Here is a 24,951-nt window from a genome sequence, read left to right as displayed (position 1 = left end):
TCCCTTAGAGTGCGGGGGACGTTCTTGGGTGCGTACTCACGGACGGAAGGCTCCTGGGAGGGGATCGGTGGCATGCGCCGCGAGGTGAAATACGGACTGATCGGCGGGTCGGTGGCCCTGGTGGCGGGCGTCGTCGGCGGCTTCACGCTGTTCGGCGGTTCGGACGGGTCCTCGCCGCAGGCGGTCAGGGCGGCGGACGCCAAATCGGGCGACGGCCCGGCGGTGCCCACCGGCCCGCTGAGCGCCAAGGAGGTCAACACCACCGCGCAGGCGTTCCTGACCGCCTGGCAGTCCGGCGACGCCGACAAGGCCGCCGCGCTCACCGACGCCCCGGACGCCGCCCGCACCGCCCTGGCCTCGTTCGCCCGGCAGGCGAAGTTCTCCAAGGTGACGCTCAAGCCGGGCGCCCCGGCCGGCGCCAAGGTGCCCTACACGGTCACCGCCGAGATCGACTACAAGGCGGTCAAGACCCCGTTCTCGTACGGCACGGCGGTGACCCTCCAGCGCGACAAGGCCACCGGGAAGCCGCAGGTCGCCTGGCAGCCGTCCGCGCTCTACCCGGGCCTGGCCAAGGGCGACGAGCTGCGCACCGGGGAGGCCGAGGCGCCGCCGATCAAGGCGGTGGACCGCAACGGCGTGGAGCTGACCGCCAAGGACCACCCGAGCCTGGCCGGGGTGCTGGACAGCCTGCGCACCAAGTACGGCGCCAAGACCGACGGCAAGCCCGGCGTGGAGCTCTACATCCACCGCGCCAAGGCCGCCGACAGCAACGCCCAGCAGCCCGACAAGACGCTGAAGGTGCTCTCCAAGGGCACCCCGGGCACCCTGAAGACCACCCTGGACGCCAAGCTCCAGACCGCGGCGGAGAACGCCGTCAAGGGCAAGAAGTCGGCGTCCGCGGCCGCCGTCAAGCCCAGCACCGGGGAGATCCTGGCGCTCGCCAACTCCCCCGCGGACGGCTTCGACGTCGCCACCCAGGGGTCGCTGGCGCCCGGCTCGACGATGAAGATCGTCACCGCCGCGATGCTGATGGACAAGGGGCTGACGGCACCGGACAAGAAGGACCCGTGCCCGAAGTTCGTCACCGTCGGCGGCTGGAAGTTCCAGAACCTCAACAAGTCCGAGATCCCCGACGGCACCTTCGCGCAGAGCTTCGCGGCGTCCTGCAACAACGCCTTCATCGGCCACGCCAAGGACCTCTCCGACGACGACCTGACCAAGGAGGCCCGGGACGTCTTCGGCATCGGCCTGAACTGGGCGACCGGCATCCCCACCTTCGACGGCACCGTCCCGGTGCAGCACGACGCGCAGATGGCCGCCTCACTGATCGGCCAGGGCGGGGTCCGAATGAACCCGCTGAACGTCGCCTCGATCGCCGCCACCGCCCGGTCCGGCTCCTTCCACCAGCCGTACCTCGTCGCCCGGAGCCTGGACGGCCGGGCGTTCGCCACGGCCGCGCGCACCATGAAGCCGGAGACCGCCTCGAACCTCAAGGCGCTGATGAAGCTGACCGCCACCTCCGGGACCGGCGCCGAGGCGATGCAGGGGATCAGCGGCGACATCGGTGCCAAGACCGGCTCCGCCGAGGTCGACAACCAGGACAAGCCCAACGCCTGGTTCGCCGCCTACCGCGACGACCTCGCCGCCGCCGCCGTGGTCCCCGCCAGCGGCCACGGCGGCACCAACGCCGGCCCGGTGGTCCGCGCCCTGCTCACCGCCGGCTGACGCCCGCGGGCGCCCGATCGCGGCGGGCGCCCGACGGCCGGAACCCGTTCGCATGGCCCGTACAGCTTTCGCTAGCGTGCGGGCCATGAGCGATTCCGCGACCGGCACCGAGACCCCACCGACCGCCACCGCCACCGACGCCCATCCGCGCTTCGCCGAGGCCCTGGACGCGCTCGGCCTGCGCGTCGAGGTCCGCGCCTTCCCCGAGGCCACCCGCACCGCGGCGCAGGCCGCCGCGGCCCTCGGCTGCGACCTCGCCCAGATCGTGAAGTCCCTGGTCTTCGCCGCCGACGGGGCGCCCGTCCTGGTCCTGATGGACGGCGCGTCCCGGGTGGACGTGGACCGGGTCCGCGCCGAACTGGGCGCGGCGGAGGTCACCCGGGCGGATGCCGCCCTCGTCCGGGAGACCACCGGCTACGCCATCGGCGGCGTGCCCCCGTTCGGCCACCGCACCCGCACCCCCGTGCTCGCCGACCGCGGCCTCCTCGCGCACACCACCGTCTGGGCCGCCGCCGGGACCCCGCACACCGTCTTCCCGCTCGACCCGCAGACCCTGATCGCGCACGCCGGCGGCACGCTGGTGGACGTCCGCGAGCAGACCTCGTGACCCCGCTGGTCGTCGCGGCCGTCCTGCTGGCCGCCCTCACCCACGCCAGCTGGAACGCCATCGCCCACGGCATACGCGACCAGCTGCTCGCCTTCACCCTGGTCGGCGGCGGCGGCTCGCTCTGCGGCCTCGCACTGGTCTGCCTCACGCCGCTGCCCGCCCCGGCCGCCTGGCCGTACCTCCTCTTCTCCGCCGTCCTGCACGTCGTCTACCAGGCGCTGCTGATGCGGTCGTTCACGCTGGGCGACTTCAGCCAGATGTACCCGATCGCCCGGGGCACCGCGCCGCTGGTCGTCACGCTGCTGGCCGCGGTGTTCGTGCACGAGGTGCCGGACGGCCGGGTGCTGGCCGGCGTCGCGCTGGCCTCGGCCGGGCTGGTGGGACTGGCCCTGTGGGGCATCCGCGGCTCCGGGTCCCGGCCGCACTGGCCGGCGATCGCGGCCGCGGTCGCCACCGGCCTGTCCATCGCCTCGTACACCACCGTCGACGGCCTCGGCGTCCGCGCCGCGGACACGCCGCTGGGCTACATCGGCTGGCTGATGCTCCTCGAAGGGCTGGCCATCCCCGCCTACGCGCTGGCCACCCGGCGCGGCCGGCTCGCCGCCGAACTCCGCCCGCTGGCGCTGCGCGGCCTGGCCGGCGGGGTGCTGTCGGTGTTCGCCTACGGCCTGGTCCTGTGGGCGCAGACCCGCGCACCGCTGGCCCCCATCGCGGCCCTGCGCGAATCGTCGATCATCGTCGGTGCGGTCATCGGCACGCTGTTCTTCAAGGAACGGTTCGGGCTGCCGCGGGTGGCGGCGGCGGGGGTGATGGTGGTGGGGATCGGTCTGATGCTGGCCGGCTGACGCCGGAGCTTCCCGCGTTGCCGGCTCTCCCGCCGTGCGGGTGCTCTTCTCCCGCCTTCGGCGGGAGGGTTGCGGGTGGGTGGGGCGGGGCCCCTGTTCAGGCGCCGTGCAGGGCATGGACCAGGTCGCCGTTGGCGGTCAGGATGCCCCCGTCCACGGGGAGCGTGATGCCGGTGACCCAGGCGGCGTCGGGGGAGGCCAGGTAGGCGACGGCGGCGGCGATGTCCTCGGGACGGCCCACCCGGCCCAGCGGATAGACGGCCGCCGCCCGCCGCAGATTCTCCTCCCTGCCCTCCCAGTTGGGCGTGTGGACGGTGCCGGGCGCGATGAGGTTGACGCGGACCCCGCGCGGCGCGGCGTGCCCGGCCAGGGTGCGGGTCAGCGAGCCCAGTCCGGCCTTGGCCGCGCTGTAGGCGTGGTTCCCGAAGTCCTGAAGGCCGTTCACCGACCCGATGTTGACGATGCAGCCGCGTCCCCCGGCGGCGGCCAGATGCGGCAGCGCGGCCCGCGCACAGCGCATCGCCCCGGTCAGCGTCACATCGAGATCCGCGGCCCACTCCTCGTCCGGTGTGTCCTCGAAGAGGCCGGTGTCCGGGTGGCAGCTGTAGGCGTTGTTCACCAGCGTCTCCAGCCCGCCGAACGTCTCCGCGGCGTACGCGACGGCCGCCGCCACCGAGTCCCGGTCGGCGACATCGCAGACCCGCCCCTCGGCCAGCCCGCCCGCCGCCCTGATCCCCTCCGCGACCCGCCCGGCCCGCTCCTCCTCCGCATCCGTCACCAGCACCCGCGCCCCTTCCCCGGCCAACCGCCGGGCCGTGGCCTCCCCGATCCCGCGCCCGGCCCCCGTGATCAGTACGCGGTACCCCTCGAATCGCCTCATGGCACCTACCTACCCCCGCCCCCCGGGCCGCGTACCTCACCTCCCTCATCGGGCGCGGCCTGCCGCCCCTTCACCCGGCATACGGCGCACGGCGCGGCGCACGGCGGCACCGGCTCGCCGGGCGGCACGTGGATGACACCCCCGCCCGTCGCCACCAAGGGCGGCCTCGGCCCCGGCGGTCTCAGGGGGGACCGTTCGGTCATGACGTCGCCTTCCGGTGGGGATGGCGGCGCATCTCGACGGTGCAGTCGGTCGCCTTCGACCGGTCCCCGGCGGCCCGCGCCCGCGCCCGCTGCCGGGCCAGCGCCCCGCACACGTCACACCCGGCCACCGGCTCCGGCTCGGCCACCGCCAACGGATCCGCCAGATGAACGGGCCCACTCAGACCGGACATCAGCACCCCGCCTCCGCCCCGCCGACCCGGCACCCGCAGGCGGTGAAACGCGGGCGCGACAGATGTCCGGTGGTCCACCCACTGTGGTGGCGCATGTCGGTCTACCTCCCGAGGGTTGACGGCCGTGCCCCCGGACATTCGCCGCGTCGCGGGGACCCTTCGTACCGCCACCCTTTCGCCCCGTGGCCCCGCCCGTCAGCCGATGGTGGGTCACCCATCATGGGTGTGGTCGCCGATCCCGGGCGTCCCGGGCGTAAACTGGTCAACCACCGCCCAGCCAGTCGGAGTTGGCAATGTGGCCGTCAACTGCAATCCCGCCAGAGGTGCTTGCCCGGAGCGATGTCCGGGAATCCCTTGAGGCCCATGACTTCGGTCGGCTCTTCTACCTCGTCCGGAAGTGGGCCGGGATCAGCTACAACAGAATCGCGGAAGCGTGCGACATCAAATCGTCCCGGGTCAGTGAACTGGCGCGCGGCGAAGGGGCGATCACGACTCTGACCAAGATCGAAGCGATTGCTGACGCTCTCCGCATCCCAGGGGCCATGCTGAGGCTCGCGCCCCGGGCATGGGAATCCCCACCGGGAGGTACGGCGAGGCACGCCGAGGGCGCCACGTCACGACGCGCCTCGGTCCTGGACGAGGCACGTGGTGCCGAATACGTCGAGGCGATTCGAGCGACATCGCGCCGGCTGATCGCCCTCGACAATGAGTTGAACGGTGTGCCGATCGCCGCGATGGCGGCGCGTGCGTTCAAAGCCGTGCACCGGCGTCTCGGCAGCGGCGGGTACGAGCGGAAAAGTGAGCGAGACCTTCAGGCCGCGGCCGCAGAGCTGGCAGAGGTCGCTGGATGGACGCTGTTCGACGCGGAGGAGTACGACGCGGCGCGCCGCTTCAACCAGGAAGCGTTGTTCCTCGCGCGGTTGTCGGGAGATCGAGCCATCGAACTCCTGATTCTGCAAAATATGAGCATGCAGGCCGGCTGGCTGGGGCGCCCGCGAGAAGAACTGGCGATTGCCCGGTCGCTCCTCGATCGAGAGAACCTGTCACCACGCATTGAGGCGATCTTCAGGGTCCGCGAAGCCAAGGGGCTGTTCGCATCGGGGCAATCCACCGAGGCAGTGAGGATATTCCGGCGCGCACAGTCGCTTATCGGGGAGGGCGCGAGGAGTGACGATCCGCCCTGGGCTTGGTGGATCAGTACCGATGAGATCAACGGCCATCGGGCCATGGAGTTGCAGAAGGCGGGCGACTGGAGGTCCGCCATCCCGCTGCTCCAAGAAAACCTCTACACCCGGAACCGCCCGCGAGTCGGGTACCAGGGCATCTACTCCGCAAGGCTCCTCGCGTCATTGCTGAATGAGAAAGTATGGCGGGAGGCGGGGGAATTGGCCGAGTCCGTCGTGTCGGTGGTCCCCGAAATCGGGTCGGCGCGGACGTTGAAGCTCTTGAAGCGGACCGCCGCCGGCGGGGAAAAGATCGCGGGCATTCCGGAAAGCCTCCGCGATACTCTTCGCGGAGTAGGAGAGGCCATGGAGAAAGACCCTTACGCGCTCTGAGGCTTGCCACGTCCCGTCGCCGGGAGCTTCTCTCCTCCGCCCCCGCCGGGGCGGGGCCCGCCGCGGGGCCCGGGGGCGGCCGGGTCAGCCGGATACGGTCGCCAGGGCGCGCACCAGCGCCTGCGCCCGCGGATCCGCCGTCACGTTGCGCTGCATGCCGTTGGTGACGTAGCCGAAGGCGACCCCGTGCTCCGGGTCGGCGAAGGCCAGCGCGCCACCGCGGCCGGGGTGGCCGAAGGAGCCGGGGCCGAGCAGGGGGGACGCCGGGCCGTGGAGCATGAAGCCCAGGCCGAAGCGGGTGTTGACCAGGAGGGTGCGGTCGGGGCCCGCGGACTCCTCGGTGCGGGCGAGGGTGAGGGTGGCCGGCGCGAAGAGGCGGGCGTGGCCGTCGACCGGGCCGATCAGCGCGGCGTAGGCGCGGGCCAGGGCGGGTGCGGTGGCGATGCCGGCGGAGGCGGGGAGTTCGCCGGCGCGGTAGGCGTCGGAGTTCTCGTCGGGGGCCGGCGAGATCGCGGCGAAGGCGCGGCTGGTGAGCGAGGCCGGGTCGGCGTACGCGTCGGCGACGGTCTTCTTGGGGCGGACCCGCAGGCCGGCCGCGGCGGGGCGGGGCGGGGCCTCGACGGGGGCGAGGCGGCCGACGCGGGCGCGGGCCTCCGTTGGGAGGCCGATCCACAGGTCGAGGCCGAGGGGACCGGATATCTCCTCGGCGACCCAGGTGCCCAGGGTGCGGCCGGTGACCCGCAGGACCAGCTCGCCCAGCAGCCAGCTGTAGGTCTGGGCGTGGTAGCCGTGGTCGGTGCCGGGCGTCCAGGCGGGGGCCTGGGCGGCGACCGCGGCCGGGCCGCTGACGCCGTCGACGGCCTGGGCGGGGGTCAGCGGGGTGTCCAGGACCGGCAGGCCGGCCCGGTGCGCGAGCAGGTGGCGGACCAGGACGCGGTCCTTGCCGGCGGCCTTGAACTCGGGCCAGTACGTGCCGACCGGGGCGTCCAGGTCGAGGAGGCCGCGCTGGTGCAGCAGGAGCGGGACGGTGGCGGCGATGCCCTTGGTGGCGGAGCGGACGATCTGGGCGGTGCCGGGCTCCCAGGGCTCGGCCCCGCCGGGCCGGGCGTCGCCGTCCCTGGTGCCGCCCCAGAGGTCCACGACCTTGCGGCCGTCCCGGTAGACGGCGACCGCCGCTCCGCGCTCGCCGCGCTCGGCGAAGTTGGCCGCGAAGGCGTCCCGGACCGGCTCGAAGCCGTCCTCGACCGTGCCCTGGACGTCCACCACTGAATCCCGCTTCCCGCTCTTGTGTCGCTTTGGTGACCCATCAATGGTGCAACGCCGGGATCCATGCTCATGACCAGGGGCGCCGCCAGGGGCCGGGGGCGTGGCGTTCCTCACATCCGGCCGCGGCGGGCGGGCGGGTCAGCCGGGGAGGGTCACCGAGCGGGGGTCGAAGCCGAACGGCAGCTCCAGCCGGTGGCCGCGCATCAGCTCCTCGTCGCACAGCAGCTCCTGGGTGGTGCCGTCGGCGACGATCACCCCGCCGGAGAGCACCACGGACCGCGGGCACAGCTCCAGGGCGTAGGGCAGGTCGTGGGTGACCATCAGGACGGTGACGTCCAACGAGCGGAGGATGTCGGCGAGTTCGCGGCGGGAGGCCGGGTCGAGGTTGGAGGACGGCTCGTCCAGGACGAGGATCTCCGGGCGCATGGCCAGGACGGTGGCGACGGCGACCCGGCGGCGCTGGCCGAACGAGAGGTGGTGCGGCGGGCGGTCGGCGTAGCCGGTCATGCCGACCCGGTCCAGGGCCTCGGTGACCCGGGCGTCGAGTGCGGCGCCGCGCAGTCCGGCGGCGGCCGGGCCGAACGCCACGTCCTCCCGGACGGTCGGCATGAACAGCTGGTCGTCGGGGTCCTGGAAGACGATGCCGACCCGGCGGCGGATCTCGGCGAGGTGCTCCCTGGTGACCGGCAGGCCGGCGACGGTGACCGTGCCGGCGCCGGCTTCGAGGATGCCGTTGAGGTGCAGGACGAGGGTGGTCTTGCCGGCGCCGTTGGGGCCGAGCAGGGCGACCCGTTCGCCGCGGGCGAGGGTCAGGTCGACGCCGAACAGGGCCTGGTGGCCGTCGGGGTAGGCGTAGGCCAGGCCGGAGACGGCGAGGGAGGGGGCGGGGGCGGTGGTACTCACAGGATCCATCCCAGGAGGCAGACGGCCAGCGCGGCGAGCGGGAGGGCGGCGGCGCGGGTCCAGTGGGTGCGGGTGGCGGTGGCGGTGTCCGTCAGCGGCATGGTGCCGGTGTAGCCGCGGCTGACCATGGCGAGGTGGACGCGTTCCCCGCGTTCGTAGGAGCGGATGAACAGGGCGCCGGCGGACTTGGCGAGGACGCCCCAGTGGCGGACGCCGCGGGCCTCGAAGCCGCGGGAGAGCCGGGCGATCCGCATCCGCCGCAGCTCGTCGGTGAGCACGTCGCCGTAGCGGATCATGAAGGAGGCGATCTGGACGAGCAGCGGCGGGATCCGCAGGCGCTCCAGGCCGAGGAGCAGCTGCCGCAGCTCGGTGGTGGCGGCCAGCAGGACGGATGCGGCGACGCCGAGGGTGCCCTTGGCGAGGACGTTCCAGGCGCCCCACAGACCGCTGACGCTGAGGTCCAGGCCGAGGAGGTGGGTCCGCGGGCCCTCGGCGACGAACGGCATCAGGACCGCGAAGGCGACGAACGGCACCTCGATCAGCAGCCGCTTGAGCAGGAAGCCGGCCGGGACCCGGGCGGCCGCGGCCACCGCCGCGAGCAGCCCCGCGTACAGCGCGAACGCCCAGGCGGCGGTGCGCGGGGTGGCGACCACGACCAGGACGAAGCAGAAGACGGCCGCGATCTTGCAGTGCGCGGGGAGCGCGTGGACCGGGGAGCGGCCGTCCCGGTAGAGCTTGTGGGCGTGTCCCGCTCCCATGTCAGTGCTGCTCGGCGGGGGTGTCGGCGGCGGGCGCGGGGGTGTCGGCGGCGGCCTTGCGGCGGCGGAGGACGACGAAGACGCCGGTGCCGGCGGCGAGCGTGGCGGCGACGCCGATGACGCCGGCCAGGCCGCCGGCCAGCCGCCGGTTCGCGATGTCCTTGACGCTGTAGTCGGCGAGCGGGGAGTCGGCGGTGGCGTGCTCCTCGGTCCGGGTGTCCAGGCCCTTGTCGTGGGCGACCTTCTCCAGGCCGTCGGGGCTGGAGGAGGCGTAGTAGCTCAGGCCGCCGGCGCACACCAGGGCGGCGGCGAGGCCGGCCAGCCACAGGCGGCGGGGGGAGCGGCGGGGGGCGGCGGGCGCGGGCGCCGGGGCGGCGGGGGCGGCGGCCGGGGCGTCGTCGGCGGCGAGCGGGGAGGTGCGCAGCTCCAGCGGCCGGGTCAGGCCGCGGGCGCCGTAGACCAGGTCGGGCCGGACGGCGAGCACCGCGCCGACGGTCAGCGCGGTGATCACCGCCTCGCCGAGGCCGATCAGCACGTGCACCCCGACCATGGCGGTGAAGACCTTGCCGAGCGCGACGTCGGTGGTGCCGCCCAGCGCGTAGAAGGCGGTGAAGCAGACCGCGGCGGCCGGCACCGACAGCAGGGCGGCGGTGAACGAGGCGACGGCGACCGAGCGGCGGGTGCGCGGCAGCACCCTCACCAGCAGGCGGAAGACCGCGTAGGCGACGGCGGTGGTGATCACCGCCATGTCGGAGATGTTGACGCCGAGCGCGGTCAGCCCGCCGTCGGCGAACAGCACGCCCTGCATCAGCAGCACCACCGAGACGCAGAGCACGCCGGTGTACGGGCCGACGAGGATGGCGGCGAGCGCACCGCCGAGGAGGTGGCCGCTGGTGCCGGCGGCGACCGGGAAGTTCAGCATCTGCACGGCGAAGATGAACGCGGCGACCAGGCCGGCCAGCGGCGCGGTGCGCTCGGCGCCGGTGCCCGCGCCCGGCCCGGTGGCGGCCAGCTCGCGGCGGGCGCCGCGCAGGCTGACCGCGACCGCGGCGGCGGCGACCACACCGGCCGCCGCCGAGACCGGCGCGTCGATGAATCCGTCGGGTACGTGCATCTGAAGGTTCTCCGCTCTGGTGTGCGACCCGACGATGATGTGGGTCCTGCAACAGACTTGCAAGAGCGCCCATGATGCGGGACGGGGGCGCACGCCGTGCGTGCACCCCGGTCCGCCCCCGCATCGGCCTTGACTCCTGCGCCCCGCTCCCCCACCCTCCCGGCCATGGCCGCCGCCCAGGAAGCACCCCAGGCACCTGACTCCGGTCCCTCCGGCCCCACCGGCCCCACCGGCTCTGCCGGGCTCCCCCGTTTCACGCCGTGCTCCGGGGAGAGCTGGCGCGCCCCGTGGGCGATGTACGCGGCGCTGCGGGACTCCGCTCCGCTGCACCACGTCGCCGACGGCGACTACTGGGTGCTGTCCCGCTACGCGGACGTGGTCGCCGCGGCCCGGGACACCGGGCGGTTCTCCTCCGCCGGCGGCCTCACCACCGGCTACGGCGAGCGGGAGCGGCTGGGCATCACCGACGCCGCCCCGATGGTGATGCTGGACCCGCCCGAGCACACCGGCTTCAGACGGCTGGTCACCCGCGGCTACACCCCGCGCCGGGTCGCCTCGATCGAGCCGGACGTGCGGGCCTTCGTCCGGGACCGGCTGGACCGGATCGCCGCTGCGCGCGGCGGCTGCGACATCGTCGCGGAGCTGTTCAAGCCGCTGCCCAGCTTCGTCGTCGGGCGCTACCTGGGCGTGCCGGCGGCGGACCGGGCCCGCTTCGACGGCTGGACGCACGCCATCGTGGAGGCGGGCGCGCACGGCGACCCGCTGGCCGCGGGCGCGGCGGTGGCCGAGCTGTTCGGCTACTTCACCGAGCTGGCCGCGCGGCGCCGCGCCGAGCCCGCCGACGACACCGTCTCCGACCTGGTCCGGCTGCTGCCGGAGGGCGACGACACCGCGCTGCTGCGGATCCTCGGCTTCGCCTTCACCATGGTCGCCGGGGGCAACGACACCACCACCGGCCTGCTGGGCGGCGCCGCGGAGCTGCTGACCGCGCACCGCGGCCAGCGCCGCCTCCTGCTCGACGCCCCGGCCCGGCTGCCGGGCGCCGTCGAGGAGCTGCTGCGGCTGACGTCCCCGGTGCAGGCCCTGGCCCGGACCGTCACCGCCGACACCACCCTGCACGGCCGCACCGTGCCGGCCGGCCGCAAGGTGCTGCTGCTGTACGGCGCGGCGAACCGCGATCCGCGGGCGTTCGGCCCGGACGCCGAGCGGCTGGACGTGACCCGTACCGGGCCCGGGCACCTGGCGTTCACGCACGGCCCGCACCACTGCCTGGGCGCCGCCGCGGCCCGGCTGGTGGCCCGGGTCGCCCTCGCGGAACTGCTGCTCCGCTTCCCGGACTTCGCGGTGGACGCCGCGGCGGGCACCTTCGCGGACGGCCCCTCCGTGCGCCGGTACGCCACGCTGCCGTTCGTCACCGGCCGGAGCTGACCGCCGCCGCGGCCGGCGGACGCTCCGGGCGGTTCGGGACGCCGAGTTGCCTTGGGCCTCCCGCGCCGAAACCATGGGGGCGTGACCGATGCACCCGAGGCCGCCGGGCCGCTCCCGGGGCCGGAGAACACCACCACCTCCCGCGGCCGGCTGCGCCGCGTGCCGTCCGGACCGGCCGGTCCGCCCGGCGCGTACCTGCGCTATCCGCACCTGCACGGCGATCTGCTGTGCTTCGCCGCCGAGGACGACCTGTGGCTGGCGCCGCTGGCCCCGGACGGCGGGGAGCCGGACCGGGCCTGGCGGCTGACCGTGGACCGCACCCGGGTCGGGCACCCGCGGTTCTCGCCGGACGGCAGCCAGATCGCGTTCACCACCTGGCGCAGCCTCGACCCGGAGATCCATCTGGTGCCGGTGGCCGGCGGGCCGGCGCGGCAGCTGACGTACTGGGGCGGCACCGACGCCCGGGTCTGCGGCTGGACGCCGCCGGACCACGAGGGGCACGCGCAGATCCTCGCGGTGTCCTCGCACGGCCAGCCGTTCTCGTACTACTCGTGGTCCTACAGCGTGCCGACCGACGGCAGCCCCGGCGGGCAGCTGCCGTGGGGGCCGGTCTCCGACATCGCGGTGGCCGAGGTCGGCGGGGAGCGGCGGACGCTGCTGCTGACCGGCAAACCGCCGCACGAGCCGGCGTCCTGGAAGCGGTACCGCGGCGGGGCGATGGGCCGGATGTGGCTGCACGGCACCCGGCTGCTGCCGGATCTGCACGGGCACCTGGACGCGGTGATGTTCGCCGGCGGCCGGATCGCCTTCCTCTCCGACCACGAGGGCGTCGGCAACGTCTACTCCTGCCGGCCCGACGGCACCGATCTGCGCCGGCACAGCGACCACGCGGACTTCTACGCCCGGCACGCCTCGACGGACGGTTCCCGGATCGTCTACCAGTGCGCCGGCGACCTGTGGCTGATCGACGACCTGTCCCCGGACGCGGTGCCGCGCAAGCTCGGGGTGCGGCTGGGCGGCCCGCGGGCCGGGCGGCGCACGTACCAGGTGCCGGCCGCCTCGCACGTCACCGGGCTGGCGGTGGACGCCACCGGCCGGGCCAGCGCGGTCGGGGTGCGCGGCAGCCTGTACTGGCTCACCCACCGCGACGGCCCGGCCCGGACCCTGCACGACACCCCGGGCGTCCGGGTGCGGCTGCCGGTGGTGCTGGGCGGCACCGGGCGGCTGGCGTACGTCACCGACGCCGAGGGCGAGGACGCCGTGGAGGTCGCCGACCTGCCGCGGGCCAGCGGTGCGGGCACCCCGCGGCGGCTGGCGGCCGGGGCGCTGGGCCGGGTCCACGAGCTGGTGTCGGCGCCGGACGGCGAGCGGCTGGCGGTGGCCACGCACGACGGGCGGCTGCTGCTGGTGGAGACCGGTGAGGCGGACGCGACGGGCGAGCCGGACGCACCGGCGGCGGGCGCCGCGGCGCCGGTCACCGAGCTGGACCGGTCGCGCAACGGCCCGGTCCGGGACCTGGCGTTCTCCCCCGACTCGCGCTGGCTGACCTGGTCGCACCCGGGCATCGGCCGGTCGCTGCGGAAGATCCGGATGGCGCGGCTGTCCGACGGGCACCTGGTGGACGTCACCAACGGCCGCTTCGAGGACGAGCAGCCGGTGTTCACCCGGGACGGCCGCTATCTGGCCTTCCTGTCCTGGCGCGGCTTCGATCCGGTCTACGACGTGCACACCGGCGACCTGTCGTTCCCGCTGGGCTGCCGCCCGTACCTGGTCCCGCTGTCGTCGGCGACGCCCTCGCCGTTCGCGCTGTCCCCGGAGGGGCGGCCGGCGGCCGGCGGGCTGGACCCGGACGAGAACCCGCCGCCGGCGGAGGGGCCGGTGCTGGTGGAGGTGGAGGGGCTGGAGAACCGCGTCACGCCGTTCCCGGTGCCGGCGTCGAAGTACTCCTCGCTCCAGCCGGTCAGCGGCGGCGGGCTGGTGTGGCTGCGCTGGCCGATCTCCGGGGCACTGGGCGAGACCTTCGCCAACCCGGCCGACACCTCCGGCCGCCCCACCCTGGAGCACTTCGACCTGACCAAGGCGCGCCGCACCGAACTCACCAGCTCCCTGGACGCGTTCGCGCTCAGCGGCGACGGTACCCGGCTGGTCGTCAACGACGAGGGGGAGCTGCGCGCGGTGCCGGCGACCGAGCCGGCCGACCCCGACACCACCGTCTACCTCGACCTGCGGCGGATCCTGCACGACGTCGACCCGGGCGCGGAGTGGCGGCAGGCGTTCGAGGAGGCGGGCCGGATCGTCCGGGCGTACTTCTGGGACCCCAAGCTGTGCGGGATCGACTGGGACGACGTGCTGGCGCAGTACCGCCCGCTGCTGGAACGGGTCGCCACCCCCGACGAGTTCGCCGATCTGCTGCGCGAGGTGCTGGGCGAGCTGGGCACCTCGCACGCCTACGTCACCGGCGCCCGGCGCAACGAGGGCCCGCCGCACTACCAGCGCCCGATCGGCCTGCTCGGCGCCAACTTCGTGTGCCGGGAGGGCCGGTGGGTGGTCAAGCGGATCCTGCCGGGTGAGTCCTCGGACTCCAAGGCCCGGTCGCCGCTGGCCGGCACCGGCGTCCGGGAGGGCAGCGCGCTCACCCACATCGACGGGCGCCCGGTCGATCCGGTGGCCGGCCCGTACCCGCTGCTGGCCGCGGCCGGCGGGACGACCGTGGAGCTGACCTTCGCCCCGCCGGAGGGCGAGGAGGGCGGCAACGGGCACGCCCGCCGGGTCGCGGTGGTGCCGCTGATCGACGAGCGGCCGCTGCGCTACCAGGACTGGGTGGCCAAACGGCGGGCCGTGGTACGGGAGTTGAGCGGCGGCCGGTGCGGCTATCTGCACATCCCCGACATGGGCGGGTCGGGCTGGGCGCAGTTCAACCGCGATCTGCGCCGGGAGATGGCGATGCCGGCGCTGATCGTGGACGTGCGCGGCAACGCCGGCGGCAACATCTCCGAGCTGGTCATCGAGAAGCTGACCCGGTCCATCATGGGCTGGGACCTGACCCGGGACGCCGAGCCGGTGTCGTACACCAGCAACGCGCCGCGCGGCCCGGTGGTCGCGGTCGCGGACGAGATGACCTCGTCCGACGGCGACATGATCACCGCGGCGTTCAAGCTGCTGGGCATCGGGCCGGTGGTCGGGATGCGGACCTGGGGCGGGGTGGTCGGCATGACCGGCCGGCACCGGCTCGCGGACGGCACCTCGATCACCGTGCCGATGAACGCCGCGTGGTTCCGGCTCTACGGCTGGGGCGTGGAGAACCACGGCGTGGACGTCGACATCGAGGCGCTGCGCTCGCCGCTGCACTGGGCGGAGGGCCGCCACCCGCAGCTGGGCGTGGCGGTGCGCACCGCGCTGGAGCTGCTGGACCGGCATCCGGCGGCGACCCCGCCGGACCTCTCGGACGTCCCGGACCGGCGGCGGCCGCCGCTGCCGCCGCGGGGCAGCGGCGCCGGGGACGGCGGCAACTGACCGGCGGCGGCTGCCCGTTCTCCGGCAGCCGCCGCACGGCATGGTGGGAGGGGCGCACCCGGTTCCCGGATGCGCCCCTCCCGGGGACGACCTCCACGAGGACGAACGACCCTCGTTCCGGACGTCGGACGCGTCAGCTCTGGTAGCGGTCCTCGGCGTCGTCCATCATCTGCTGGCCGCGCTCGCGGGCCTGCTGGCCGCGCTCCTGGGCCTGCTTGCCGCGCTCCTGGCCCTGCTGACGGCCGCGCTCGCCGCGCTCCTGGCCCTGCTGGGCCCGGCGCTTGGCCTCGTCCTTGAGCTGCTGCGCCTTGTCCTTGAACTGGTCTTCGATGCCCATGCTGTTCACTCCTGTGGGGGTGTTGGGGATCGGGCTCGATAAGCGTGACACGAACCGACATTCGTCGCACTTCGATCACAATCGGACACTTTCCGTGGCCGATCCCGCCCGATTCCCGCCACCGGCCCCGGCCCCCTAGCGGTTCAGCCGGGCCTTCTCGTCCGCCTCGCCGCCCGCGCCGACCAGCCCGGCCCGGAACCCGTCGAGCCGGTCCCCGAACCTCCGCATCTCGCGCTGCCCCACCGTCCCGATGAGCGAGGGCAGGTAGCCGCGCACCGACTGCATCCCGCGCAGCCACCACTGCCCGTAGACGTGCGCGGAGCGGCGCTCGATCCCGGCCACCAGCCGGTCCACCGCCGGGCCCAGCGGATAGGTCTTGTTGGACGGCCAGGGCAGCCGGGAGCGCAGCTCCCGCATCAGGTCCTCCCGGTCCGCACCGCGCACCATGTCGGTGTCGGTCCAGCTCAGGTAGCCGACCCCGACCCGGACGCCCTTGTGCCCGACCTCGGCCCGCAGGCTGTGCGCGAACGCCTCCACGCCCGACTTGGAGGCGCAGTACGCGCTGAGCATCGGCGCCGGGGTGATCGCCGCCAGCGAGGCGATCTGGAGGAAGTAGCCGCGGGACTCCGCCAGCACCGGCAGGAACGCCCGCCCGGTGACCGCGCTGCCGATCAGATTGACCTCGATGACCCGCTTCCAGGCCACCGGGTCGGAGTCCGCGAACGGGCCGCCGGTCGCCACCCCGGCGTTGGCGACCACCACATCGACCTTCCCGAAGCGGAGTGTGACCTCCGCGGCGACCTCGGCCATCGCCTCGTGGTCGGTGACGTCGGCGTGCCAGTGGTGGGCCGGGCCGTGCAACGAGGCGGCCACCGCGCGCAGTTCGTCCGGCTCCAGGCCGACCAGCGCCAGCGTCGCGCCGCGCGCCGACAGCTTGCGCGCCAGCAGCGCCCCGACGCCGCGCGCCGCGCCGGTGACGACCACCACCTGTCCGTCGAGCTTGCTCCCGTTCACGCCGCCTCCTCCTCGTCGCGCCGCCGCCCGGCGCCGTTTCGCTGTTCCGCCGCCGGACGGGCCGGGGCGGTGGTCAGGTGGTCGCGGACCAGGTCCCGCAGCCGTCCGGCGACCGCGTCCGGGTCCTCGACGGGCGTCATGTGGCCCCGGCCCGGCAGTTCGGTCACGCCCACGCACCGCGGCAGCACGGACGCCAGCCGCCGGGCGTGCACGGCCGGGGTGAGCCGGTCCGCGGTGCCGGTCAGGACCGCGGCCGGCACCTCCAGCCGGCTCGCGCCGCGGGTGAGCTGGAGGTCGTGCAGCACCCGGCCCCAGCGGGCCCGGACGCCGGGCGGGCAGGCGTGCACGATCCGGGCGCACGCCTCGATCTGCTCGGGGGTCGCCGCGGGGCCCATCGTGGCGTAGCGCAGGGCCGCCCTGGCGAGCGGGTTGACCGGGCCGAGCGGGGCGCGGGAGCCCAGCAGCAGCCGGTGCGCCCGGCGGCGGGCGCCGGGGGTGGGCAGCGGGAAGACCCGAGACTCGGCGGGCAGGTTCGCGCTGCCGGTCGAGCACAGCAGGACGGCCGCGGCCCGGGCGCGCAGCTCGGGCCGCTCCGCCGCCGCCATGATCGTCATGCCGCCCATGGAGTGCCCGCCGAGGACGGCCCGTTCGCCGGGTGCGAGGGTCCGCTCCAGGACCGCGACGAGGTCGTCGGCGAGCGCGTGGGTGCTGTAGCCGGCGGGCCGTACGGCCGGGCTGCGCCCGTGCCCCCGCTGGTCGTAGACGATCACCCGGTGGTCGCCGGCCAGTTCCCGCACCACCGGCGCCCAGAAGGCGGTCGAGCAGGTCCAGCCGTGCGAGAGCACCACGGCCGGGGCGCCCTCGGGCCCGTGCGCCTCGGCGTACAGGGCGGACCCGTCGGCGGAGGTGACGTGGAGCGTCCGGCGGGGCGCCGGCGGGGCGTAGCGGCCGCGGACGGCGTGCGGCGGGCGGGTCATGCCGCCACCTCCTCGGCGGCGGTCCGGCCCGCGCCGGCCGGGGCCCCGTCCGGGGCGGGCCGGGGCGGCCGGAGCACCTCGTACTCGGCGAGGTCCACCTGGCGGGTCACCCGGCGGAACTCCGAGGTGGTGCCCGGCCACACGGTGGTGTTCCGCCCGTTGGCGTCCAGGTACCAGCTGTCGCAGCCGCCGGTGTTCCACACCGTGCGCGCCATCCGCTCCTGGACGGTGCGGGTCCACGCGTCGACCGCGGACTGCCGGGCGTCCAGCGCGATCCGGCCGCCGAGGACGTCGAGCTGGTGCAGGAAGTCGACGAGGTAGTTCAGCTGGGCCTCGATGATCAGGATCATCGAGCTGTTCCCCAGGCCGGTGTTGGGGCCGATGAGGGTGAGGAAGTTGGGGAAGCCGGCCGCACTGGTGCCGCGCAGCGCCGCCATCCCGTCCTTCCACTCCTCGGCCAGCGTGGTGCCGCGCGCGCCGGTGACCCGGCGGGCGATCGGCATGTCGGTGACGTGGAAGCCGGTGCCGAAGATGATCGCGTCCGCCGCGGTCTCGGTGCCGTCCGACGCGACCAGGACGTTGCCGCGGATCTCCCGCAGCCCGGAGGCCACCACGTCGACGTTGGGCCGGGTGAGCGCCGGGTACCAGCTGTTGGAGAGCAGGATCCGCTTGCAGCCGATGCGGTAGTCCGGGGTCAGCCGGGCCCGCAGCGCCGGATCCTTGACGGCCTTGTGCATATGGGCCTTGGCGAGCGCCTCGATCAGCCCCAGCTCGCCCGGCCGCTTGGTGAACGCGCTGACCTGCAACTCCCGGATGCCCCACAGCAGTTGGCGGCGCAGCGCGCGGGTGGCGGGCACCTTGGTGTGCAGCCAGCGCTCCACCCCGCTGATCCGCCGGTCGGCCCGCGGCATCACCCACGGCGGGGTCCGCTGGAACACCGTGAGCCGCTCGGCCTGCGGCTGGATCGCCGGCACGATCTGGATCGCCGAGGCGCCGGTGCCGATCATGGCGACCCGCTTGCCGCGCAGGTCGTAGTCGTGGTCCCAGCGGGCGGAGTGGAAGACCTTGCCGGGGAAGTCCGCCAGGCCCGGGATGTCGGGGATCTGCGGGTCGGAGAGCGGACCGGTGGCGGAGATCACGACATCGGCGGTGAGCGGACCGCGCGCGGTGTCGATCTCCCACCACAGCCGCTCGGCGTGCCAGCGCAGCGCGCGGACCTCGCAGTCCAGGCGCAGGTGCGGCCGCAGCCCGAAGGTGTCCGCCACCCGCTCCAGATAGGCGCGGATGTGCGGCTGCCCGCTGAAGTTGCGCGGCCACTCGGGGTTGGGGGCGAAGGAGAACGAGTACAGGTGCGAGGGCACGTCGCAGGCGCAGCCGGGATAGCTGTTGTCGCGCCAGGTGCCGCCGACCGCACCGGCCCGCTCCAGGACCACGAAGTCGGTGATCCCCGCCCGCCGCAGCCGTACGGCGGCGCCCAGGCCCCCGAATCCCGATCCGATCACCGCCACCCGTACATGCCGCTGCCCGTCGTCGGCCATGCCGCCACCTCCCGAGTCGGTACGCCATCATCGTCCAATCGCGCCAGCAATCACTGGCACGGTTGTCCTGCTGGGAGCGTAGGACACCTGACGTACCGAGCGGTAGGGGTGCGGCGGCAGGAAGTTACCGGCGGTCACGCCCCGGCCCGGGCCGCCCCGCCCCGCATAGGCTGGGCCCGTGGCAGACCAGGCGGCAGCGAACACCCCCGAGCAGGCGGACCGGCCCCCGCGCACCGCGGACGCGGCGGCGGACCGCGCCCCCAAGACGCGCGAGTTCCGGATGGCCGAGCTGGCCAGGGAGGCCGGGATCACGGTCCGCACCCTGCGCTTCTACCGCGAGCGCAAGCTGATCCCGCCGCCCCGCCGGGAGGGCCGGATCGCCTGGTACAACGAGCACCACCTGGCCCGGCTGCGGACCATCGCCGCCCTCCTGGAGCGCGGCCACACCCTCGGCGGGATCGCCGAACTCCTCACCGCCTTCGAGACCGGCCGGGACGTCGGCGAACTCCTCGGCCTGCCCAGCCCGCTGCTGACCCCCTGGTCCGAGGAGACCCCGGTCCGGCTGACCCCCGAGGAGCTGGCCGACCACTTCCGCGGCGAGGTCACCCCGGAGAACCTCTCCGCCTCACTGGCGCTGGGTTACCTCGCCGTGGACGGCGACGAGTTCGTGCACATCAGCCGCCGGCTGCTGGACGCCTCCACCAGCCTGGTCGCCGAGGGCATCCCGCTCGCCGCGGTCCTGGAGGCCGGCGCCGAGGTCCGCGCGCACGCCGACGCCCTCGCGGACATCCTCACCACCCTCATCCGCACCCACCTCTTCCCCACCCTCAAGGACCTCCCGCGCGCCACCGAGGCCGTCGAGAACCTCCGCCCCCTCGCCAAGGGCGTGGTGGAGGCCGAACTCTCCATGGCCATGGACCGCCGCATCCGCAGGGAACTGGACGACTTGCTGAACGGGACGGGGCGCGCGGACGACGCGGCTGCGGAGCCGGGGGCGGCGGGCAGGGAACCGGGGGCGGGCCCCGGCCCGGAGTAGTTCCCACCTGTGCCCGCACCACGACGTCGACGGTGTTCCCCCCACCACGACGTAGCGGACCGATGCCCGAAACGCCCGACAGCCCCGTCCGTGCGCCACGGTGCAGCGCGCGAACGGGGCCGGCGGGCTCACTCCTCCGCGGCCGTCAGCCGCCTATTTCCGGTCCCCGTCGCCGGGCTGCGGGGCGGGGCCCCGGGGCGCCTCCGGGGGCATGGGCCCGCCGTCGTGCTTCCCGCCGTCGTCCTCGGCGACGACGTCCAGATCCCGGGGGTGCCGGAACGGGACGCCGCGCCAGCCTTCGGCGTCGGGAGTGCGCGTCCCGAACGTCTCCACCGCTACCGTGCTCATCTGTCAACCTCCTCTTTCGTGAGGGGCCGTACCGCCGTACCGTCGACGGCACGGCCCGAGGGTCCGCAGGGTTTCTGCGGTCGGGTCACCCGCCCCGGCTGCTCGACTGTCCAGGTTTCCGCCGCCGGGGCGGGGGTCTCATACGCCGGCCCTCAGGGCTCGGGCGCCCACTGCCGCCGCTTGGCCCGGCAGACCGCGCAGTGGCCGCGACATGCGGGAACCGGTCGGCCCGGGGGAATCGATGTGGTCCCGGACGTGCCCCACACCGGGGTGGCGGCGGGTTCGGCCTCGTCCCCGCCGGCCTGCTCGGGCATCGGGCCGGTCATACCGTCTCCCGGTGCCCATGGCGGTGATTCCGGATCCCGCGGGCGGCAGCGCACGCGGCCTTCCAGTCGCCGGCCTCGGCCGCCGCGTCGCGTTTCACGGCCCGCGTCGCGCAGGAAGCGCACCCGGGAACGGGCGCCCCTTCCAGAAGCCAGCGATCCAGGTCGAGCTCGACGGGGTCGGCGCTGTACCGGGGTGGGGTTGTCATGCCATCTCCGCGGTTGGTCACGTCGTACGGGTGACTCCACGCTAGGGATGATGTTGTGAGGTGGGCCACTCCGTTGCAGTCTGTTGCACGTGAGTTATCCGAGAGAGTCAAGGGCGCCGGTGATCAGGGTTCTCGCTTCGGCTCCGTAAACGGCCATGCGGCGCAGGCGCTCGAACGCAGCGAGGTAGAGCGTCACTTCGCTGGGCGTTGTCACCGTAACCTTGGCTGTCAGGAGTTCAACGTGCACGCGATTGTCGTCGAACACCGTAAATGTCTCCGTGCCCCACATGTCCCGGCGGACGGATCTCGGGATGATCCCCAGGGAGACGGCCGGGTACGACATGGCGGCGAGCAGATAGCCGAGTTGGGCGGCCATCTCGGCGTTATCGGCAACACGGTGGAAGAGGACGTCCTCTTCCACCACCAGGACGACGCGGCGATGCCCGTCTCGGATGACGCGCGAGCGGTCAACGCGAGCTGCGGCGGCGCGTGCCGAGTCATCAGGTAGGCCGCGGAAGCTCGCGATGGTGGCGAGGAGGGCTCTGGCGTAACCCTCTGTTTGCAGGAGTCCGGGAATGAGCCGGGAACAGTAGATGCGAAACCGGGCGGTGCGCTGATACAGGGGAACGCCTGCTTCTTGGAGGCGTCGCAAGCCGGTGCGTTGCAGGCGTCGCCATTCGACGTACATCGAGTCAGCCGAGCGTGACGCCGCGATGAGGTCCTGCGCGTGCTCGGCAACGTTGCAGGCCCGGCACCAGGCGGTGATGTCGGCCTGGGACGGCATCGTCTTGGCGTTCTCGATGCGCGACGTTTTCGCCTTGTGCCATCCGCACCGGTCAGCCAGTTCTTGGGTCGTCAGCTCTGCGTCCAGGCGCAGTTCCTTCAGCCGCTCCGCGACGGATTCGCGAGCGGCCTGGGCACTGGAAGAAGGGGACGACGGCACGTTCTGACCGACTTGGTGTGACGTGGCTATACCTGGTATTCCTCGTGTGGGATGCCGTGCTCCCACAGGGCTTCGAACGCTTCGCTCAGGAATGTGACTGTGGCCGGCGCCGAGTTGAACTCGTCCTCCACAAGCGAGCCGTCTCCGGCGAAGTGATGGACGCGGGCCAGCCGATCGTCGAAGAGCCAGTAGTCGTTGGCGGGCACAGCCAAGTTTGTCGCGCGTCGACGAGGGAGCCAGCGAACCAGTTCTCCGGCTTCCGTGTTGGCACGGGTGACGTGGTGCTCCCACCGGATGTATTCCGAGGCCGGCTCGCTCACGACACGGAGTCGGCGGACGACGACTCCTCGTGCGACAGCGGTGGCGATGGATTCGTGGAAGGGACGCCACCATGACGCACGGTCGTCCCAATTGACGCGTTCACCTCGTCGCCAGGCTGCGAGCCGCTCATTGTCGAAATACGTGTCCCGCGATTCGAGGTGCACCGCGGAGCGTTCGGTGTCCTTGAGGACCTCAGCGAATGTCGGATGTGCCTGCTGCGCGTTCTGCGGCATCGCATGCCTTCCGGAGCTGCGGCACCATGCGTGCCGGGATACGGATCACAGCCTCGGTGTCCGGGAGGGACCCGAAGTTCAAGCACTCCGCCTGGGTGGCGTCATCGCTCTTCCAACCCTGGAGGACGAGGTCCGCGGTTGCCTCGTCCACCCATGCGGAAGGGCAGTGTTCATCATCCGAGTCGGGGTCCTTGCCGAAGAACAGTAATGACATGGTCTTCTCCCGTTCGAGCGGGCTGCGGCTTGTTGCACGACAATTGCCCCGCCGGAAGGCGGCGTCAAGGGCGAACTCACGTTGCGGACGACCCGAGGCGCGGGCGATCAGCGTGACGCCGTCGTTCTCGCAGGTCCACACCGCCGGGCCGAGCCGTTCCATGGCGTGCCGGCCGAACGGGCAGCTGACGGGCCCGTCGTCCGCTTCGGCGGCGGAAGCCGGCAGGGCCGCGAGCCGGTCGGCGACGAGGCGGGCTAGCAAGCGGTGCACGGGCGCCCCTGGCCGTCCGTCCGCTTGCCGCCGTTCTTCCCGTGGGAGGACTGCTGGTTCTTCTCGGCGTTCTTCCTGCTGACGTCGTCCGGCGCTCCGCTCATGTGCGCGCCGCCTTCACGCGGCGGGCTGCCGAGGCGAACTGACAGATGGTCAGCGGCCGGGGCGCGGTGCGGCAAAGGCGCGACCCGCCCTTGCGCTCCGCCGGTTCCACCGCGCGTTCGGGCCATGGTGTGGTCATGATCTGCTCCCCACGTTCTCGGAGGTGGCCGTCAGGGGTCACCCACACAGTCACTCTGTGCGGCCGACCGGTCACACCGTAGGGAGGCGGTCGCTACGCTGACGAGCGTTTCACCAACCGATCTGGGGCCTAGATGAGTGAGTCCGATGTTCTTAGTGGGCGGTTCGTGATTATTTGAGTGGTTCTGCTGTCGCCTGATGGTGTGGCGGCAGGGCGAAATCCGCCGGTCCACGGGTGCTGGTCTGGTGATGTGATCGGGTGAGTGAACGCAAGCCGTACCCGAGTGACTTATCGGACGAGCAGTGGTCGTTGATCGAGCCAGTGATCACCGCGTGGAAGAACCGGCACCGCTCGGTCAGCGGCCACCAGGGCGCCTACGACATGCGGGAGATCGTGAACGCGATCCTCTATCAGGGGCGGACCGGCTGCCAGTGGGCCTACCTCCCGCACGACCTGCCCCAGAAGAGTGCGACCTACTACTACTTCGCCGTATGGCGCGACGACGGCACTGATCAGGTCATCCATGAACTCCTGCGCTGCCAGGTCCGTGAACGCGCCCGCCGATTAGAGGACCCGACCCTGGTGGTCCTGGACACCCAGAGTGTCCACGCGGCCGCCGGGGTCCCCGCCGCCACGACCGGCCACGATCCGGCCAAGCGGGTGCCCGGCCGCAAGCGCGGCCTGGCCGTGGACGTCCTCGGCCTGGTCATCACAGTCGTCGTCCTCGCCGCGAACACCCACGACAACACCGCGGGCATCCTCCTGCTGGACCAGGTCGCCGAGCACACCGGCGGAACCGTCCGCAAAGCCCTGGCCGACCAGGGCTTCAAGAACCAGGTCGTCACGCACGGCGCCGGCCTGGGCATCGATGTCGAGATCGTCGCACGCGACCCACAGGTCAAGGGGTTCGTGCCGCAGCCGAAGCGATGGAGAGTCGAGCAGACCTACGGCATCCTGATACTGCACCGGCGCCTGGTCCGCGACTACGAGCACCGCCCCTCCTCCTCCGCCTCCCGCGTCTACTGGGCGATGACCCACGTCATGACCCGACGCCTCACCGGCGCGAACGCCCCCACCTGGCACGCGACGCAGACGGTGGCAGCGTGAACCTCCAGCCCCTGCTCGAAGCCCTGGACCTCCAGAAAGACGCCGCCCGGGCCCTGGCCGACGACCTCCGCGCACAGATCGACGACCTGCAGACCCGGCTGCGGGAGGCCGAGACGCACCTGGAGCACCTCGCGATCACCCGCAAGACCGTCACCGGCCTCGCCGACCGGCTCCCCGCATCCTCGCCGGAGCTGCCCGAACACCCGGACTACCCCCGCATCCTCGACGCCTTCAACCAGACGACCGGACCGCTACGGGCCAAGGACGTCTGCGAAGCCCTCGGCCACGAACTGCTGCCGAAGAACGTCGAAGGCACCCGCGCCAAGCTGAAACGCCTGGTCAGACTCGGCCTCCTCACCGAGGCCGACACCGGCAACTTCGCGAGAAAGCCGTAGCCGGACACCTACGTCCAGCAATCGCCGGCCACAATCTGGCGTGCGTACTGGTCCTCCGGGCCGATGTCCGCAACTACCTTCTGAGCTTCTTGCACCCGACCCGTCTCGCACATCAGTCGAACAAGGACGTACAGGGCGCCACGGTCGCCGTCTTCGGCGCGGTCACGCAGCGCCGCCTCCATACCCCGCTCTCGAAGCGATCTGTTGAGTCTTCGACGTGCGTGGCTATCCGTGAGGGCGCGCTCCGTAAGTTCTGGAATCCGTTCCGCTCGGGCCAGCAGATCCATGTGCCACAGATGGTTGTCGTGCATGTCTGGATCGTGGGAGAAACATTCGGCGTGGGCGCTTACCAGCGCGATCGCCTCGTCCCAATCTTGAAGCTGTTCCGCCGCCCGAGCTCGCTCCAACCAGTCCACAAGACGAGTATCGCCTGCGGCCCCACCGGACAGCGCCTTT

24 protein-coding genes are annotated in these 24,951 nt (G+C 73.1%); 9 read left to right on the top strand and 15 right to left on the bottom strand.

The genetic code is table 11. From position 1 onward, the window contains the following. Nucleotides 1-72 precede the first annotated feature (72 nt). The 3 genes from MUU72_RS24395 to MUU72_RS24385 all read left to right on the top strand — a co-directional run bounded on the left by MUU72_RS24395 (nucleotide 73) and on the right by MUU72_RS24385 (nucleotide 3,177). Nucleotides 73-1,725 carry a penicillin-binding transpeptidase domain-containing protein gene (locus MUU72_RS24395; RefSeq protein ID WP_248015528.1) on the top strand — a complete coding sequence of 551 codons (1,653 nt, stop codon included), beginning with the start codon at nucleotides 73-75 and terminating at the stop codon, nucleotides 1,723-1,725. Between the two features lie 85 nt (nucleotides 1,726-1,810). After that, nucleotides 1,811-2,332 carry a YbaK/EbsC family protein gene (locus tag MUU72_RS24390; RefSeq protein ID WP_248015527.1) on the top strand — a complete coding sequence of 174 codons (522 nt, stop codon included), beginning with the start codon at nucleotides 1,811-1,813 and terminating at the stop codon, nucleotides 2,330-2,332. Continuing rightward, a complete protein-coding gene (locus tag MUU72_RS24385; RefSeq protein WP_248015526.1) occupies nucleotides 2,329-3,177 on the top strand; it encodes an EamA family transporter in 849 nt (282 codons plus the stop codon). Before MUU72_RS24390 ends, MUU72_RS24385 begins: the two co-directional genes overlap by 4 nt. 97 nt (nucleotides 3,178-3,274) lie before the next feature. Here the strand turns inward: MUU72_RS24385 and MUU72_RS24380 are convergent, their stop codons facing one another. Together MUU72_RS24380 and MUU72_RS24375 are read right to left on the bottom strand one after the other, a co-directional pair. After that, on the bottom strand, nucleotides 3,275-4,057 hold the full coding sequence (locus MUU72_RS24380) for an SDR family NAD(P)-dependent oxidoreductase (protein ID WP_248015525.1): 783 nt from the start codon (nucleotides 4,055-4,057) through the stop codon (nucleotides 3,275-3,277). Nucleotides 4,058-4,256: 199 nt separating this feature from the next. Then, a complete protein-coding gene (locus MUU72_RS24375; protein WP_248015524.1) occupies nucleotides 4,257-4,451 on the bottom strand; it encodes a hypothetical protein in 195 nt (64 codons plus the stop codon). Nucleotides 4,452-4,774: 323 nt separating this feature from the next. Here MUU72_RS24375 and MUU72_RS24370 point away from each other — a divergent pair, with 323 nt between their 5' ends. Continuing rightward, entirely contained in the window at nucleotides 4,775-6,007 is a 1,233-nt protein-coding gene (locus MUU72_RS24370; protein ID WP_248015523.1) for an NsdA family TPR-like regulatory protein, read from the top strand. A gap of 84 nt (nucleotides 6,008-6,091) precedes the next feature. On the opposite strand, the gene MUU72_RS24365 is transcribed toward MUU72_RS24370, so the two are convergent. The 4 genes from MUU72_RS24365 to MUU72_RS24350 all read right to left on the bottom strand — a co-directional run bounded on the left by MUU72_RS24365 (nucleotide 6,092) and on the right by MUU72_RS24350 (nucleotide 10,048). Beyond that, nucleotides 6,092-7,273 carry a serine hydrolase domain-containing protein gene (locus tag MUU72_RS24365; protein WP_248015522.1) on the bottom strand — a complete coding sequence of 394 codons (1,182 nt, stop codon included), beginning with the start codon at nucleotides 7,271-7,273 and terminating at the stop codon, nucleotides 6,092-6,094. 138 nt (nucleotides 7,274-7,411) lie between these two features. Further along, entirely contained in the window at nucleotides 7,412-8,185 is a 774-nt protein-coding gene (locus MUU72_RS24360) for an energy-coupling factor ABC transporter ATP-binding protein (RefSeq protein WP_248015521.1), read from the bottom strand. Further along, entirely contained in the window at nucleotides 8,173-8,934 is a 762-nt protein-coding gene (gene cbiQ / locus MUU72_RS24355) for a cobalt ECF transporter T component CbiQ (protein WP_248015520.1), read from the bottom strand. Before cbiQ ends, MUU72_RS24360 begins: the two co-directional genes overlap by 13 nt. Before the next feature lies 1 nt (nucleotide 8,935). Then, on the bottom strand, nucleotides 8,936-10,048 hold the full coding sequence (locus MUU72_RS24350; RefSeq protein WP_248015519.1) for an energy-coupling factor ABC transporter permease: 1,113 nt from the start codon (nucleotides 10,046-10,048) through the stop codon (nucleotides 8,936-8,938). 165 nt (nucleotides 10,049-10,213) lie between these two features. On the opposite strand from MUU72_RS24350, the gene MUU72_RS24345 reads away from it, so the two are divergent. Further along, the gene (locus tag MUU72_RS24345) at nucleotides 10,214-11,476 is read left to right on the top strand and encodes a cytochrome P450 (protein WP_248015518.1); all 1,263 of its coding nucleotides are present in this window, start codon (nucleotides 10,214-10,216) and stop codon (nucleotides 11,474-11,476) included. Nucleotides 11,477-11,635: 159 nt separating this feature from the next. Then, on the top strand, nucleotides 11,636-14,989 hold the full coding sequence (locus MUU72_RS24340) for a S41 family peptidase (RefSeq protein WP_248015567.1): 3,354 nt from the start codon (nucleotides 11,636-11,638) through the stop codon (nucleotides 14,987-14,989). Between the two features lie 133 nt (nucleotides 14,990-15,122). On the opposite strand, the gene MUU72_RS24335 is transcribed toward MUU72_RS24340, so the two are convergent. The 4 genes from MUU72_RS24335 to MUU72_RS24320 form a co-directional block, all read right to left on the bottom strand. Then, nucleotides 15,123-15,326 (bottom strand): hypothetical protein, encoded by a 204-nt coding sequence (locus MUU72_RS24335; protein ID WP_248015517.1) that lies wholly within the window; start codon nucleotides 15,324-15,326, stop codon nucleotides 15,123-15,125. Between the two features lie 135 nt (nucleotides 15,327-15,461). Beyond that, nucleotides 15,462-16,340 carry an SDR family oxidoreductase gene (locus MUU72_RS24330; protein ID WP_248015516.1) on the bottom strand — a complete coding sequence of 293 codons (879 nt, stop codon included), beginning with the start codon at nucleotides 16,338-16,340 and terminating at the stop codon, nucleotides 15,462-15,464. Continuing rightward, complete coding sequence (locus tag MUU72_RS24325; protein ID WP_248015515.1) at nucleotides 16,337-17,317, bottom strand: alpha/beta fold hydrolase; 981 nt, start codon at nucleotides 17,315-17,317, stop codon at nucleotides 16,337-16,339. The genes MUU72_RS24330 and MUU72_RS24325 overlap by 4 nt, the downstream gene beginning before the upstream one ends. Continuing rightward, nucleotides 17,314-18,855 carry a flavin-containing monooxygenase gene (locus MUU72_RS24320; protein ID WP_248015514.1) on the bottom strand — a complete coding sequence of 514 codons (1,542 nt, stop codon included), beginning with the start codon at nucleotides 18,853-18,855 and terminating at the stop codon, nucleotides 17,314-17,316. Before MUU72_RS24320 ends, MUU72_RS24325 begins: the two co-directional genes overlap by 4 nt. Nucleotides 18,856-19,135: 280 nt before the next feature. Between MUU72_RS24320 and MUU72_RS24315 the strand changes: the two genes are divergently transcribed. Beyond that, a complete protein-coding gene (locus tag MUU72_RS24315; RefSeq protein WP_248015566.1) occupies nucleotides 19,136-19,891 on the top strand; it encodes a MerR family transcriptional regulator in 756 nt (251 codons plus the stop codon). Nucleotides 19,892-20,044: 153 nt separating this feature from the next. Here the strand turns inward: MUU72_RS24315 and MUU72_RS24310 are convergent, their stop codons facing one another. The 4 genes from MUU72_RS24310 to MUU72_RS35675 all read right to left on the bottom strand — a co-directional run bounded on the left by MUU72_RS24310 (nucleotide 20,045) and on the right by MUU72_RS35675 (nucleotide 22,752). Next, the gene (locus MUU72_RS24310; RefSeq protein WP_248015513.1) at nucleotides 20,045-20,239 is read right to left on the bottom strand and encodes a hypothetical protein; all 195 of its coding nucleotides are present in this window, start codon (nucleotides 20,237-20,239) and stop codon (nucleotides 20,045-20,047) included. Nucleotides 20,240-20,865: 626 nt separating this feature from the next. Continuing rightward, nucleotides 20,866-21,714 carry a Scr1 family TA system antitoxin-like transcriptional regulator gene (locus tag MUU72_RS24305; protein WP_248015512.1) on the bottom strand — a complete coding sequence of 283 codons (849 nt, stop codon included), beginning with the start codon at nucleotides 21,712-21,714 and terminating at the stop codon, nucleotides 20,866-20,868. Nucleotides 21,715-21,740: 26 nt separating this feature from the next. Beyond that, nucleotides 21,741-22,268 carry a DUF6879 family protein gene (locus tag MUU72_RS24300; RefSeq protein WP_248015511.1) on the bottom strand — a complete coding sequence of 176 codons (528 nt, stop codon included), beginning with the start codon at nucleotides 22,266-22,268 and terminating at the stop codon, nucleotides 21,741-21,743. Then, nucleotides 22,228-22,752, bottom strand: coding sequence for a hypothetical protein (locus MUU72_RS35675; protein ID WP_308403865.1), 525 nt, complete (start codon nucleotides 22,750-22,752; stop codon nucleotides 22,228-22,230). The genes MUU72_RS24300 and MUU72_RS35675 overlap by 41 nt, the downstream gene beginning before the upstream one ends. A gap of 499 nt (nucleotides 22,753-23,251) precedes the next feature. Here MUU72_RS35675 and MUU72_RS24290 point away from each other — a divergent pair, with 499 nt between their 5' ends. Both MUU72_RS24290 and MUU72_RS24285 read left to right on the top strand, forming a co-directional pair. Beyond that, nucleotides 23,252-24,100 carry an IS5 family transposase gene (locus MUU72_RS24290; protein ID WP_308403864.1) on the top strand — a complete coding sequence of 283 codons (849 nt, stop codon included), beginning with the start codon at nucleotides 23,252-23,254 and terminating at the stop codon, nucleotides 24,098-24,100. Further along, nucleotides 24,097-24,495: a hypothetical protein gene (locus MUU72_RS24285; RefSeq protein WP_248015509.1), complete on the top strand. Its 399-nt coding sequence runs from the start codon at nucleotides 24,097-24,099 to the stop codon at nucleotides 24,493-24,495. The genes MUU72_RS24290 and MUU72_RS24285 overlap by 4 nt, the downstream gene beginning before the upstream one ends. 8 nt (nucleotides 24,496-24,503) lie before the next feature. Here the strand turns inward: MUU72_RS24285 and MUU72_RS24280 are convergent, their stop codons facing one another. Then, on the bottom strand, nucleotides 24,504-24,911 hold the full coding sequence (locus MUU72_RS24280) for a hypothetical protein (RefSeq protein WP_248015508.1): 408 nt from the start codon (nucleotides 24,909-24,911) through the stop codon (nucleotides 24,504-24,506). Between the last annotated feature and the right edge of the window lie 40 nt (nucleotides 24,912-24,951).

This window comes from Streptomyces rhizoryzae (genome assembly GCF_023155275.1).
Lineage (GTDB): Bacteria > Actinomycetota > Actinomycetes > Streptomycetales > Streptomycetaceae > Streptomyces > Streptomyces rhizoryzae.
Note: the sequence above shows the minus strand (reverse complement) of the source record. Positions and strands in the feature narration are given on the sequence as shown.